The 14,905-nt window shown below is 51.4% G+C and carries 10 protein-coding genes; 4 read left to right on the forward strand and 6 right to left on the reverse strand.

What is annotated here, in order from left to right:
* The first annotated feature begins 75 nt into the window (after positions 1-75).
* The gene (locus tag KI231_RS14425; protein ID WP_213028687.1) at positions 76-996 is read left to right on the forward strand and encodes a hypothetical protein; all 921 of its coding nucleotides are present in this window, start codon (positions 76-78) and stop codon (positions 994-996) included.
* A gap of 135 nt (positions 997-1,131) precedes the next feature.
* Here the strand turns inward: KI231_RS14425 and KI231_RS14430 are convergent, their stop codons facing one another.
* On the reverse strand, positions 1,132-2,025 hold the full coding sequence (locus KI231_RS14430; RefSeq protein ID WP_213028688.1) for a hypothetical protein: 894 nt from the start codon (positions 2,023-2,025) through the stop codon (positions 1,132-1,134).
* 55 nt (positions 2,026-2,080) lie between these two features.
* Between KI231_RS14430 and KI231_RS14435 the strand changes: the two genes are divergently transcribed.
* On the forward strand, positions 2,081-2,914 hold the full coding sequence (locus KI231_RS14435) for an ATP-binding protein (protein ID WP_213028689.1): 834 nt from the start codon (positions 2,081-2,083) through the stop codon (positions 2,912-2,914).
* A gap of 121 nt (positions 2,915-3,035) precedes the next feature.
* Here KI231_RS14435 and KI231_RS14440 read toward each other — a convergent pair whose 3' ends face one another.
* Both KI231_RS14440 and KI231_RS14445 read right to left on the reverse strand, forming a co-directional pair.
* On the reverse strand, positions 3,036-4,793 hold the full coding sequence (locus KI231_RS14440; RefSeq protein WP_213028690.1) for a hypothetical protein: 1,758 nt from the start codon (positions 4,791-4,793) through the stop codon (positions 3,036-3,038).
* 76 nt (positions 4,794-4,869) lie between these two features.
* A complete protein-coding gene (locus KI231_RS14445; protein WP_213028691.1) occupies positions 4,870-6,183 on the reverse strand; it encodes a hypothetical protein in 1,314 nt (437 codons plus the stop codon).
* 286 nt (positions 6,184-6,469) lie between these two features.
* Here KI231_RS14445 and KI231_RS14450 point away from each other — a divergent pair, with 286 nt between their 5' ends.
* Positions 6,470-8,557, forward strand: coding sequence for an ATP-dependent nuclease (locus KI231_RS14450; protein WP_213028692.1), 2,088 nt, complete (start codon positions 6,470-6,472; stop codon positions 8,555-8,557).
* 62 nt (positions 8,558-8,619) lie between these two features.
* The gene (locus KI231_RS14455) at positions 8,620-10,539 is read left to right on the forward strand and encodes a UvrD-helicase domain-containing protein (RefSeq protein WP_249412142.1); all 1,920 of its coding nucleotides are present in this window, start codon (positions 8,620-8,622) and stop codon (positions 10,537-10,539) included.
* Positions 10,540-10,724: 185 nt separating this feature from the next.
* On the opposite strand, the gene KI231_RS14460 is transcribed toward KI231_RS14455, so the two are convergent.
* The 3 genes from KI231_RS14460 to KI231_RS14470 form a co-directional block, all read right to left on the reverse strand.
* On the reverse strand, positions 10,725-12,023 hold the full coding sequence (locus tag KI231_RS14460; protein ID WP_213028694.1) for a tyrosine-type recombinase/integrase: 1,299 nt from the start codon (positions 12,021-12,023) through the stop codon (positions 10,725-10,727).
* 1,200 nt (positions 12,024-13,223) lie between these two features.
* Entirely contained in the window at positions 13,224-13,739 is a 516-nt protein-coding gene (locus KI231_RS14465; RefSeq protein WP_213028695.1) for a cupin domain-containing protein, read from the reverse strand.
* Positions 13,740-13,923: 184 nt separating this feature from the next.
* Positions 13,924-14,796, reverse strand: a complete 873-nt coding sequence (locus KI231_RS14470; RefSeq protein ID WP_213028696.1) for a helix-turn-helix transcriptional regulator — start codon at positions 14,794-14,796, stop codon at positions 13,924-13,926.
* Positions 14,797-14,905: the final 109 nt, after the last annotated feature.

A 14,905-nucleotide genomic window follows, 5' to 3' on the forward strand; every position in this document is an offset into this window, starting at 1 on the left:
TATGATTTCTGATCACGTGCTGGTATTGTGCGGAAATTTGCGAGCTGTTTGTATTTATTGAATTAAGGGCTGACCATGACGATAGTCGCTTTCCATTACACCAATGACAGCTTCTTTGCGATCTCAGATGGGTTGATCAGTAGAGGCCCCGCGCGTGTTACGGAAGACACTAAGAAAATCCTTCCATTTAAAGCTTGCTACAAAATTCCCAAGGTCGCGCTAGGCAGGCTCAACGGGTTTTCTGAGTACCTTGGCGGGGATTTTTATTTAGCTTATGCAGGAAACTACACTTTAATATCAAATATCTTCAATGAGTTCACCTCGATAGTCTCACGAAAACTGGTACTCGGTCGTGACAAATCCAGTGGAAAGCCGACGGTGTACCAACGAAGCGACGAAGGCGATGGGCTTCGTGGCGGTTCTTACTGGGATGACTACAATTTTTCTGACGGCGAGCTCGTTCCTGTCACAATTAATTTTCTAGCGAACATTTTGGAGCGTGTTGTTAAGTCCTGCGCTCAGGATTTTTGCCGGAATGCAATGCAAAACCCAGACGTAGAGCTGATCTTGTTTGGCGAACAGTTAGTTGGGTATCGAAGAAGTAAAGGTGCGCAAGTAATCAAATGCAAGGAAATTGTCGAGGAACTGCCTGCAATACAGCGTTTTTCCGCTATCCCTTGGAGCCTTGTCTGCATTGGAGATGCCAGTGTAATTCCTAAAACCGTGACTGCCATCGAAGAGGATTCTGAGTTTGTTATTCCAGTTTCCGTAAGGAAGAAAACAGGCATGCTGTTCGGTGAAGAACGGAAAGAAAACCCCCAAGACTTCTTGACAAAACGTATACACGTTATCAAGAAGAATGTGATGCCTCTTATCTTAAATAATATCGGATCTATCGGTGGCAGCTGTACAATTGCCCAGTCCGGATGGGCGTCGAGGCTTGAGATGACAACCATTCCAAATGCAAGCCTAGAGTTTGAGATATCGAAACTCTAGAGCGCACCCCACGCGAGATACGTGCGTCCAGTTTGGATTTCTTAAGCGCTGAATCATATGGTCTTTTTTGCATGGTTACAGACGGGCAGTGGTGATATCCGAGAAGGGAGTAGCCACTGCTCATCTTAGCCTGCGTCAACGATAAGAGAAGACTCGATAGGGGGACACTCCAGCTAGTCCGTTCGGTGAAAGTTTTCTGATAAGCTCAAAGGATCGATCGTACCCCAGCCCGTCACTCCGGAACGGGTAAAAATTAAACGAAGTTGTCATATTCAAGCGCGTACTTGTCGCGGTTATGTCAGAAATCGTTGAGGCAGAGATAAGCACCCCGTCAAGGCAGCTTTTCGTCCTGAGCTTGTCGAAAGCGTTGTGGTTTTTCTCGAAGAAACGCTTGGTTGCTGTCGACAGGATATCAAGAGCAACCTTTGGGCTTTGGGAGGTCAGTATGTGGTCACCAGGCAGCAGGTCGTCGATATTCAATGCAATGATTCCAGGGCTGCCCGATTTGCTGATCTGCTTAGCGCCATCCCGCAGTCTAGAAGACAGGCTTTTGAGCTCATAGATTTTCTTGCAGGCAATTGAGTAAGAGCCTGTGCGGAGCTCCACAACAATATCTGGTGGATCCACGAGCTCTGCCTTTATCTGCTTTCGCAGAAGAGTCGTCAGCAAGCTGAGTTCCCAGAGGGCATCCTTGCCCTGGGATTTGAAGCGGTTGGATAGGTTTATGTCGCTGCCTGCGATTCGCTGCATGGCCTCCTCGACTCCAGGAGCATCGATCAGATCAATGACAACCCTGGCAATTTTCTCTGCGTAAACCGCATTTATGCCAGTAACTAGGCCTGGTGATTTGCTTGAGTCACTCCACTCCCTTTCTAGCTTCCGAGCATCGGCAAACAGCTTGTGCAGTACGCTTTGGGAGGTGAATCTAATACCCCTCTCGCGGATAACGCGTTCAGCCACATCCACCAACTGAGCGACCTCTGAGTAGGTCGAGCTTTTGAAATCGAAATTGCCAGCGACCACATCCATTAATCCAGTCCTAATTTCCTTGCCGATGGCCACGAGTATCTAGACTTCGGTGGCCATGATCAATTTTCTCACCTCGGGAAGGCTAAGTCGGCTCTTTGCTATGTGGGCCAGCCAAACCGCGTGCCGCACAAGCGTTGCAGCAGAAGTCACCAAAAAGACTGGCAACTCCATTCGCGTATCGATAAAGCCCATGGCGTACCAACCCCATTTCGAGAAGCTCCGGATGAAAATTGAGCCTGATAGGCGTACCCGGGTAGGGCGCGAGTGGCAGGTACTAGGCGAAACTTTTTTCCAAAGCTTTAGCGCGGCGGAAATACCGCCAGCATCTCCTTGGGAGCACACTTATGAAGTGCTAAATGATCCCGCGAAGAGCCCAAAAATCCTGTGGCAATTCGGGAAGGAAATACAGGATTACGTCGCATCTCAGACAGACGCTTGGCGCAATTTTCGTGTGACACGCATCCCAGATGTTGTGGACATCGAACTCTATCGCAACGACCGGTCATTGGTGAGCAATCTGGAAGGCGGCCAGCTATCCGAAGGGCAGCGTAATGCGGCGATACTCCACATGCTGCTGGTGAAAGGCGACGGCCCAATTATCATCGATCAGCCAGAGGACGAAGTAGATGCAAGCTTCATCTACAAAGACTTGGTGCCGTTGCTTCGGCAGGCAAAATCCTGTCGCCAAATCATCTTGGCCACGCACAACGCCAACCTACCTGTGAATGCTGACGCCGAATTCGTTTTTGCACTTGAATCTGTCAACGGAAGAGGAGGGGTATTGGCACAAGAGGGTCTGGACAGGCGAGAGACCGCCTTAGCTGTGCTGGACATCATGGAGGGGTCAGAGGAGGCGTTCAGGCGTCGTTTTGACAAGTACCACTTCTAATCAAACCGTCTCGCCGATCCATGTTTTGCGGTGCTGTGCACTCGTGATTTTTGGCCGCGCGTGTAGACGCGGCACTGAGGTTCTCCCAGGCCTAGAGAGTGGCAATTGCAACCTTAAGAGGCTAACCCTCAAGGAATGCAATCACCTCATCAAGTGAGCATGCCCAGCGCAGCGTACCCACGGAAATTGAGAGTGACTGCTCATCGCTCGTATAGACCGCGAAGGGGGTGCAAACAACACCGACGATTCTCTCGTATTTGGTGAAATCGAAGTTGTCACCCACTGGGTTTTCTGAAAGTCGATTCACGATATTTACCCAGGTGTTCACACCGTTGTTTACGGTCGACGCAGCGTTACGGATAACAGAATGGACTCCTTGATCGTACTCCCGAGTGTACGGGATGCTTTTGCAGGACACGAGGAGGAGGGTGCCTTCAAACGAGCCAATTGCATCTATATCGGTCACGGCTTGGCCAGCGACTTTGAGCGTCCGTTGCCTAAGCTCGCGAATGTTGTCGTCGGCCCAGCGGGTTCGATCAATCCTTTGTTGAACGACATCTTCGAATTTTGTTGCCCGCTCGTTGGCGACTTTGCCTTGTGTCTTCGGGATGTTGAACCACGCCAAAAAACCCATAGAGGCCGCCCACATGTCGACACACATGTAGTCATTCGTTTTTCTGGCAGGAGCGCCATGAGCGGCAGGCCAAACTTCTCCCAAAAAGCTCAAGCAGCTAGAGCTGAATGCTTCGAAGCTTTCCGGCGCCTGGAACTGAGGTAGGTGCTGACGTACGTCATCGCAGACGGCGTCATACACTTTCTCCCCGAGCATGTTCCACTCGTTGAACGGCATGATGAAATAGCCGAGCTCCATAGTCCGCAGGATCGAGTAGCGGCTTCGCTGTAAGTAGCGTCCAGCGATCAAAAGTACCAAGAGGCAAAGCGAGGCGTTGGGCTCAATGGCTTGTTTTTCCAGTGCTGGCGCTCGATGCAGTTCAAAGATTCTCGCGAGATCAAGAGTGCTTGGGCGGAACCGAATCAAAACCTTTCCTGCGCTTCCGTAAGCAGCGGCTCGTGGGTGTCCTTTCAGGAACTCTTGGGGCGCAACCGCGATCTCGTCGCTTAATAGGCCCCAATACGCTTGTGCAAAATTCACCTCTGTATTGATGATCTTGTCAGCGGACTCATCATGGGCCAAGCCTGCCTGGTTCAAGGCGGCACCATGAAATGTACGACTATGGGAATCATGGCGCTGGTCATATATCCGAACCGCATTCTCCAATACCGGATCTGAAACGCGACTCGGGAGTCTCGTTGGTGCTGGGCTCGCCATCGGTCTGAAGGCGAGCGCTCCTTTTGTAAGCCTTCCGGGGGCGCGGTTACCTTCAGTTGGGAAGGTAAAGCGGTATTCCTTACTCGCTAACTTGAACCCAACCTGCAAGTCGTAAATGATGTTGATGAAGGCTATGAAGCGAGCAATATGCCTCAGTGTGCTTTCGTTGACAGGAAAGACAAAACCTTTGCTGCCGTACCCAGCTGACTCCAGCTTGACACTACGGTTTGCGTAGACCTCAGCTAATGCACGTGCATTAGGGCAGGTTGAAATCAAGTTTCCGGCGAAAACAGTGTTGGGTGTGCGTCGAAAGTAGTACATCCAGCGCATTGCTGAATAGGCGTTCAGATCGCGTGAATATGCCTCTTCCATGGCCTGGATCGCTTGAGTGAAGAACTCACCGCTCTCACGGGCGGTCAGCGTGCCCGCAGCTTTTGCAGATTGAAAGAATGGGAATTGCTTAATCCTGTCTTCAAGCTCAATTATAGAGCGAGTAATATCAGCCAAGAATTTTGGGTTGGTTGGGGCATGTTGAAGCAGGGTGCTCATAAAAACTCTGTCCTTAGAAAACCTTTAAGCCGTTGAAGTGTTGAAGCTGATGTGCCTTGCACTTGGCTGTTCTGAATCACATGCTTTTTTTCAGCGTTTCATACTCTTCGCTCGACATGTAGTCGTGTTCAATCATGTGATCTAGCATTGCGCGAACATAGCCGTCAAGCTCTCTAAAAAGATTCTCCCGTTCACTTCTGCTTTTGATCAGTTGCTCGAGCCGTGCCCCTATGTGAACAATATTGGTTCTGAGCCCAACCTCTTGCTTCGTCGTCTCGTCTTTCTTTCCAGTGAGCTCTCGAAATCTGTCCATTAATCGTTCGTGCTCCTTGGGACAGTTGGTCACATATTTTGAGACCACCTTTTTTATATCCTGAAATTTCATAAAATCATCTGGACATGCTAGGAACTCAATCAAGCTTAACGCTTGTACGAATTTTGACGTGGCTGATTGGGTCTGAAGCATTTGAGAATAGAGCGAAAGCCCATGAGCAGCGATCTTGCCGACCTCTCCGTACTGTGGGAACCGATCCCACTCCGGTTGACGTAAGTCGAGGCCAAGACCTTTCGTAGTTACATGTGTGAAGGCTGCGCCGGCCAGCAAAACGGAGTTCATCGCATCCGATTTCACCAAAAGCGCTGCCGACATCATTGAATTGGACATTAATTGTCCAGCATTTGCTGGCTTGGTTTCGCATGCAAGGTGTTCCAGCTTGCAGTTTTGGTAGTTGATTACGTCAAAACACAGACTGTCAGTTATTTCGGATATTCTGGCTATCATTTCCAGATGAGCGCTGTGACTGCCACGCTTAAGTTCCTCCCAAGAAAACTTTAGAGGTATCACAAGCAAAGGATGTTTATCCAGCTGTCCTAAACGCACATTGGATGCGCTTATCTGAGAATATGCAACCTTCGTTAACTGCTTGTTGTCAACGTGTATGCTCGCTAGATTTAATCTTCCTTGTGGATAGATCATAACTCCATATGGGAGAAATACTGAGCGATCAGTAACTAATCGAGAGAGTGGGAGTATTGCTAGATGGCAGTCTTCTTGGAAATATTTTTTGTATGCTTTACAAAGATCACCTTGGTCAATGCTTCTATAGTTTTTTTCGTCATACCAGTGTTGATGAATTTCAGGGCAAGGGGTTTCCACCCCTATAGACTCGTTCGTTTCGGGAGGCGTATCTAGAGGCTCAGAAACACCAAGCCAGCATTCTAAGCAGTGCCGCTCGCAACCATTTTTGTAGTTGGTGGGTCTATAGAAGTAATGATCACGCCCCCCCCCCGCATAATCTAATATGCTGTAGGCTCTGCTGCAGTCAGAGCAGATTCTAACAAGTTTCGTCTCGTAGGTGCTTAGTGTTAAGCCATCAATGCTAAGTTTCAAGTTGTTCTTCTCGATTAATTCACAGTGAGGTCACTGTTTCCTTCAGGGGACTGGTCTGCCGCGATTTTCTTCTGACTCTTGCGGGAAAGCATGCCGGATTCGGTGCGCGATCTCGAGACTAATGTTGCCACTAAGAATTTGAGTCGGAAAATTAATTGATTGCCCCCCGTTACAGATGATGGTGCTAGAGATAGCGTCTCGCCTCAGTCTGTGGCATATAGCCAGTAACATTGCGCTCGGCCAGGAAGCCAAGAGGCCAACAGACGCCAAGCTTAGGGAGAAGTGGATGTACCTTTCAGCGCTCTCGATCCGGAATTTCCGCCAGTTTGGCGATCTGACTCCAGGCTTTTTCATTCACTTCAATGAGGGCGTCACTGCGCTTGTAGGGGAGAATGATGCCGGCAAGACAGCGGTAATCGACGCCATCCGGCATGTCCTGCAGACCCGTGACTGCGACTTTCTGCGATTGGAGCTCGAAGACTTCCACGTCACGAGCAACGGCGAGCCTGCGACCGACATCACCTTGATTTGCACACTGTCGGGGCTATCCTCGTTAGAGCTCGGTGCCTTTGCTGAGTACGTAACATTCTCTCGCGGGGAAGGGGTGCTCCATGTGCACTGGTCAGCACGTCGACTCGCAATTCCGACAGCATCTCGTCGCTGGGTAGACATCCAAGTTCGTTGTGGCGAGCGCGGAGAAGGGCCCTTACTGGACGTCGGTGTGCGCCAGTTGCTGGCGACCGCTTACTTGAAGCCTTTGCGTGATGCTGAGCGGGAGATGTCACCGGGCCGTAACTCTCGATTGTCTCAAGTTCTGTCCAGCTTTCCGGGGATTGAAACCGGTGAGTCCTATGTCGATACCGCACCGCCGGCGTCAACAGCTGAGGCCTCTGATCTGAGTATTGCCGGCATGGGCGATTACATGCGTGAACTCGTTAGAGGACATGAAGCCATCAAGGTCGCCCAGGCGACGATCAATGACCGATACCTGGAGCCTCTCTCACTGGCTGGGCACCCGCTTCATAGCCATCTTGGCTTCGGCAATTCCGAAAGTGAGACCGCAAAGCTCAAGCTAATCCTTGAGCGGCTCGAATTGGGGCTGCTGGACAAGAGTTCAGGTCTTGCGAAGGGCAGTTATGGCCTGGGTTCAAACAATCTGCTGTTCATGGCCTGCGAGCTCCTCCTGCTTGGGAAGGAGCCGGACGGGCTGCCGCTACTGTTGATCGAAGAGCCTGAAGCGCATCTTCACCCGCAGCGCCAGCTCAGACTGATGGAGTTTCTGGTGAGCGCATCCCAGCCTGTAGCCCAGGCGCAGAGGCAACAGCAAGAGCCAGCGCAGACACGCCCCGTGCAGGTGATTCTTACCACGCACAGCCCCAACCTGAGCTCTAAGATTGCTCTGGAAAACCTGGTACTCATTCAAGGCCAGCGCGCGTTCTCCATGGCGCAGGAGCGCACCAAGCTCTCCGCTGATGACTATCGCTTCCTAAGCCGTTTTCTGGATGCCACAAAAGCCAGTCTGTTCTTTGCGAAGGGGCTGCTCATCGTAGAAGGGGATGCCGAGGCGATACTTATGCCGGCGTTGGCTCGGCTGCTAGAACGCGACCTGACAAAGCACGGCGTGTCGATCGTCAACGTGGGTGGAGTTGGCTTGCGTCGCTATGCGCACATCATGCAGCGCGCTGATATCTCCGAAGGCGAAATCCAGATCCCAACCGCCTGCATCACCGATATGGATGTAATGCCTGATTGCGCGCCGGCAATCATGGGACTGAACCCGAACAAGCTCACGGCTAGCGGCAAACGGGCCCCTCGTCGATGGCGGATGTTGAGCGACTTTGGTGCTACAGATGCGGAACGAGCGCGGAGGCTAGCGGCTCATAGAGAAAAACGTTCACGTGGTGATGGTCAGAATGTAAAAACCTTCGTGGCCACTCATTGGACGCTCGAATACGATCTGGCTGTCGAGGGACTCATGGAATGGGTGCATCGCGCTGCCACGTTGGCCGTACATGACGTGAAGCTGAATGAGCGCAAACTGACACGCGAGAAAGTCCTTGAGAAGGCGAGCAAGGCGCTGACGGTACTCAAGGATCGCTATCCCACCGATCAAGAGCGAGCCACTGAGATTTACCGTCTTGTGGATTCCGGCTCCAAGTCGATCACTGCTCAACACTTGGTCGACCTGCTGCAAATGGCATTTGATGAGGGTGAACTCGACCAGGCGAGCTTGCGTGCAGCGCTACCGATATACCTGGTTGAAGCGATAGAGTTTGCAACTGGAAGTCCAATTCTTTCTCAGACACCAGAACCACCTGCCGAGCCCGCCACTACGGCCCCTCCCCAGACAACTGAAGCGGGGGAATTTGTGTAATGCGGCTCCAAGATCTTGTTCCGCCAGTCACGGATGCAGACATCGAATGGGTGAGCGCCCTTATGTCGCTGCGCGACCTGGATGAGCGACGGAGGGAGTTTCTCAAGCGCCTCGATACGCTCGATGTGGCGGCATGCCCGGGTAGCGGCAAGACCACCTTGATAGTTGCCAAGCTCGCCATACTTGGGCGCCACTGGCGTAGTCGAACGCAGGGGATCTGCGTGCTGTCGCACACCAATGCGGCACGTGAGGAAATCGAGAGCCGGCTGGGCGCCACAGAGGTTGGCCAGAGACTACTGCGATACCCGCACTTCATCGACACCATCCATGGTTTTGTCATGCGGTTTCTCGCGTCGCCTTGGCTGCGCTCGAATGGCCACCCGTTGGTTATGATTGATGACGAGGCGACTGGACGTGCCAGGGGAAGGGCGTTGGGTGGTGAGCGAAGAAATATGGAGATCTTCCTTGGCAACAAGGACAAAACGCTTGCTGATCTTCGTCTTCAAACCGCTGACTTTTCTGATCCGCTTGGGGGCGCGCACTACATTTGTTCACCTAAAGCTCCGTCACACGGAAAGCTAGGCAGAGCCATGGGCGCTGCTGCGTCGGAAGGCTACTTTTGCTACGACGAGGTATTCACGCTCGGCCAGGCCATGATCGAGCAAGAACCGAATATTGCTCAGTCGCTGCAAGCTCGGTTCCCCTGCGTGCTCGTCGACGAGATGCAAGACACCGATGTGAAGCAGAGTCGCCTCTTGAACCACGTCTTTCCGCGCGATACTGCAAATACAGTCGTGGTGAGGGTGGGGGATCCCAATCAGCAGATCTTTGAGGGCGACGGCGAGTCCGATGGGGCCTTCCCTCATGGAGAGACGATTGATATCTCCACGAGCTTCCGATTCAACCAGGCCATTGCCTCTCAGGCGAACAGCTTTGCGGTAGCTCCAATTACCGGGGGGTTGATAGGTCGGGGCAGAACGGGAGTTGGCTGTCCAAACACAATATTTGTCTTCCCTGACGACAATGCAAGGGGTGTCCTCGGCGCATTTGCGAATTTGGTGTCCCGGTGTCTACCCGTTGCGGAGCGCAAGGATGGGGTGCATGCAATCGGCGCAGTGCATCGGCTGAAGGACTACAAGATCGAGCAATATCCAAAGGCCCTGGAGCATTATTGGAGCGCCTACCGCTCTGATGCTAGTACCTCTAGATACGCTCCTAAGACGTTCGTTGAAGGTGTTCGTAGGGCAAGGGCACACCTAGCCAATACCGGTCATGCTCACGAAAGCGTCGAGATGATTGCCAAGTGTCTGCTTCATCTCGCCGAACGTAGTGGGTTAAGAAAACCTGTCCAGATCAGGACGAGGCTTCACCGCTATATAGAGCGAAGCTTGGCGTCTAACACGAACCTTCTGAAAGCCTACCAACGATGTATCTACCTCTATTTGTTCTACTCGCATCCGCTAAGAGAGGAGCGGTGGGTTCATACGCATGTCGTGCTGCTTCGACGCCTGATCGCAGAACTGCATCCTGGGGAGGCCATATCAAACAGCTCCGAGGTAGAAGCCTACTTGGCGTGGACAGAACCAGGGGAAACGGTCGATGTCGAGTCCGAGGTACCACATAAAGCCATCAACACCTACCGATCCGAGGAGGGCGGAGACGACCCCGTCGACGTTCAGCTGGCGTCCATGCACTCTGTAAAGGGCAAGACTCATACGGCGACCCTGATTGTGGAAACATTCAGTGGACAGCGCTTCCTGGAAATGATGCTGCCCTGGCTGGAGGGTAAGCCTCTGGTGAAGAAAGAGCACAAAGTGACTTACCGGAAGAACAGGATGCTCATGTACGTAGGTATGACTAGGCCAACGCATCTGCTGTGCCTGGCTATTCGAAGCAGCGCGCTGGGCGAGAGGGAGGCGAGAGCTGTGCGAAAGGCAGCGCTGGAGGCGCAGGGGTGGGTGATCAATGAGCTCGATATGTAAGCGTAAGCTATCGGCAGATAGCCGAAGCGGTTTCCAAAGACCTGGGTGGAGCATCTTTCTCCAAGACTGAAGACATTTCTGCACTTGAAGAGCGAGTGATTGGACTGGCTCTAAAAAATTTTCAGCTCTCATCCCAACGGAAAATTGTTCTGCCCCTCACTCGTACGATCTTACTGAGGCTGCGCTCAACCTCGGTCACGTAAGCCCAAGCGCTTGACCGAGTGCGCACGCTCTTGATCATGTGAGTGGTAGTACGTGTTCTGAGTAGTACTGAGATTGCTATGACGCAGATCGACCTGCAGGTCTTTGGCATTCCGCAAGGGCGCGTCGAAGGTCGCAGAGGTATGGCGTAGCCAGTGCAGAGAAGCGACCTTTAAGCTTTCCATCTCGTGCACCGCACGACCCTCGATACGCATACTTTCAAGAGCCTTGTCGAAGACTACCTGGAGGAGGGCGCGTACCTGTCGATCCGACAGACCAGAACGTCCTCTGAGGGTCTTGATCAAAGGAGTGGTCTCGCCGATCTCAGGAAGTTCGGGCAGACCCAAGAACCGACAATAGCGCTTTAAATAGAGATTGATATATTCATCCCTGACGGCAATCTTTCCGATCTTGTTGCCTTTGCCTACGGCGTGATACCACCAGTTGCCCTCAGGGTCTTGGCGGAAGTCCCCCATAGAGGGCTTCCAGTTTTGTCGCCCGACAACATCAGACACGCGTAGATACATGGAAAACAATGTTGAAAGTATAAACAGTGTACGCTCATGCCGAGCAGGTTCGGACTCCGCCAGCTTTTCAGCCGTTTCAAGCACGTAGTTCCATTGCAGCGGCGTCAATGCACGCGTAACACCCTCGTCTTGAACATCATCGGTATAGCGACCTGACTTCTTGATCATTCGGAAGGGGTTTGCCGCCGCATAACCATCTTCAACCATAAATTCGAAAAAGCGACTGCAAATCGAGAAAACTTGATTTATGGTGCTGTTGGTTGCGCTGTATTTATTCTCGGTTATTCCTTGTTCTTGATCCTCGGAACCAATCAGCGGCTTCGACGATTTAATATTGAAAGGACGCCAGTTAGGATTAGGAATAACAGGGTCTACAAGCGCACTCTGCGCATCATTATTATTCAAAAAACGGCTACGAGTCACAGGCCCGATCCAGTCTCGAGGTGGATTACGGCAAAAAATCAAATAATCCTGGGCGTCCTGACGCTTAAGTTGATTCAGCGGCTTCTGGCTAATCATCAATGACCACAGCAGCAGCCGCTCAATATGAATGCGATACGAGCTGAAGGTCTGAGCATTATCGGAAAAAGCCCGCAGGAACGAGCGCACGGCCAGGTAGCCGCGCGGAGCCTCTAGCGCATGGGAAAATGAGGCAAGGTAAGCTTTGACGCATGGTGTAGTAGGCCCACTGCAACTGAAATCCTGATCAAGGAACGACTCGTATGTATTGAATAAGGGCTTCGGCGAGCGGGACATTCATGACCACCAGATACGTTAGTTAGTGCCATTAAGAGACTTCCAGTTATGACAGTAATCGGAAGTTGGAGACCTATTATCCATAATCAGTCTTCCTCTCATACAACTTTGGCTTAAGAAAGCCCGATGGTATCTCGCGCGCATCTATCGTGCAACTATGACTCATTACCTCCCAAACCTTCTGGGCTTATCTCAAGATTTCGTTAAATGGACAGTACTTGTCTCCCAATTATTCTTCAGGTATCGAGCCGGAGGCACTGATGTACGTATGAGCCCGCCATGCTGTCTCGTCATTACTGCGCGCACCTCCTGGTTATTCCTCGTAATTGCGTTAAAAAATTCGTTTTAGTCTCATAATTCCGTTCCCCGTCGTTGGCACGGGTAAATATCGTGGAAACTTCACACTCACGCCGATACCCGGAATTTCTGGGTGGCGGGTAGCCAGGGGTGTAAGTCCACTGGTGATATCTCACGATTTCGTGCTGGGAAGCCAAAACCATAGCTCTAGGATGAGTCTAGTGCAGAGCAGTTCTCAGCCCAGCTTTTCCAAAAAATATTTTAGGAAAACTCGCGTCAGGCTTGATCTTCAACAATCCGAGCGGTGGATTGGCGCGGAATTCTGCCTATGCCGCCAGAGCGTTCGGGCCCAGAAGTGTCTCGTCAAATCTTCACCAAAAGCGCTGCGGGTTATGTCTCGCGATTTCTTCGAAATATAGCTAACTGATTGTTTTTATTGGAATTCATCTTAATTGCGCAAACGTGGATACGCGACGTTGTCTCACGATTGATTGATAGACTCTGAGCTAGTAACAAAATGATGGAATAGGCTGAAACCCTCGAAAATAAAGGCTTACAGGCCAACTGCCGGCTACACGGTAGTCTCATAATTACGTTGCTACAGTTGGTGAGGCCTGCACTACATTTTTCGTAATGCCCAGTAAAATCAATCTGTTAAGCGCTTTTCGAAGCAACGTCTCTTTATTTCGCGATTGCCTCACGTTGAGAGATTGGACGTCAGAAACGGATTTGTCGAATCAGTGGCTTAGGCAGCTCATGAACATCTATGACATGACCTGTCGTTTAACATAATATACATTACACGTAACAAGATGTTTCAGGTTCACGCGGACTGCCTACGAGATTTCAGTCTCCAGCACAGCTTCAAAAGCCCTGTCCTTTGGTGCTTCAAATTCAGCGTGGTCAATCATCATCCCGCGTCAGCTTTTCTATCAGCATTCGATGTTGAGGAAATTGTGCTGTGAGTTTTTGGCGATTCCCCATTTTCATGTCGGCGAAATCAAAACCCGGTGAAACCGCTTCACTGATCAAACCGAAACCGTTTGAGCCATGCAAAAGCCTCGAAGCTTTCCACAGGCCACCCGGTACATGTAATTGCAGATGTTGTCCTGACAAAATATCGCTGCCCATGACTAGGGTCTGCAATGAGCCGTCAGCCAGGATCAGGCTGTACTCGATGGCGTCGCCTAAGTGGAAAAAATGCAGGATGTCGGACTGGTTGAAATGGAACTGGCCGACCGGTGATTGCTCGGTCAGCAGATAGTAGATCGACGTCATCAGGTAACGTGGACCGCCGGCGGTTGTAAGCATGTCGCGGTGATCGGATTGATAGGTTCGGCGAAAGTAGCCGCCTTCAACGTGAGGTTCCAGGCCCAGCGTATCAATAACATCTGTTGCAGTTGTTTTGCGCTCGACCATGGCCTGCTCCATTGGTTTGACTCTGGTTTTTCGTTAGCTCTATTAAACGAGCATTTAGTGTAGTTAAATATTTGCCTCCTGCAGTTATAACTTGAACTTGAGAACAAAGTGCCCGCAAAAGTGCATTGTAAAGACATAAAACTTGCACTTTTGCAGGAGCGCTTACACTAATAAAACTTAACAGTTATGAGGTCTCAAATTGATCTTGCTTAACTTCTACAACACCCTCCTCCAGCCATTTCTCAAACTTGAACAGGGCGACCCCTTGCTCCATTGGCGCGTAGTACACAAGGCGCAGATGCCGTTCGACATCGATTGTCAGCGTGGTGTGTTCCAGAGTGACGTCGCCAAATGAATCGATCGTCAGGTGCCGAATACCCTGACAGGGACCATGAATATCCTGCCGAGACCACCAGCCTTTGAATTCCGCACTGACACTCTCAAGTTCACGCACCAGTGAAGCAACATCACTTTCATTTGAGGCGTGAACATAATCCCGGCGGAAACTGGAGAGCATCTGGATTGCCTGGTCGTCCCAAGGCTGGAAAAGAGATTTCGTGCGCTCGTCGGTAAACAACATCGATAAAAAGTTGCGTTGCTCAGGTGTTTTCTCGGAGAACTTGAAAATCTTGTCAGCTGCGGGGTTCCAGGCCAGGACATCCCAGCGAAGGTTCAGCACATAAGCGGGTCGCAACGGCAGATCCGCCATCAGGCGATGAACGATCTGGGGAACGACGCACCAGGTTTTGCCCTCCTCGGCCGGCGGTCGCTGGTGTGAAAGCAGATAGAGATGGCGACGCTCGACCGCATCGAGCTTGAGGACCCGGCACAGATTGTCCAGGAAGGCAGGTGACACACCAATATCGCGTCCCTGTTCGAGCCATGTGTACCAAGACAATCCGACACCCGCCAGTGCCGCTACTTCTTCTCGACGCAGCCCGGGTGTACGGCGTCTGCCAGTCGGGGGTAACCCTGCTTCTGCAAGAGATATGCGCTCTCGGCGGCTGCGTAAAAACTCAGCCAGGTCCTGTCGAGTGCGCTCAAGATTCCTTTCCATTATCCAGTTACTCCTAGTAACACTATAAACAGTAGCCATTGTACTAACTATTAGGTTGCTAAAGAATCCGCTCGGCCCGGAAACAAGCGGCCAATTGCATCCGCGAAGG

The organism is Pseudomonas sp. Seg1, from assembly GCF_018326005.1.
In the GTDB taxonomy this organism is placed as follows: Bacteria; Pseudomonadota; Gammaproteobacteria; order Pseudomonadales; family Pseudomonadaceae; genus Aquipseudomonas.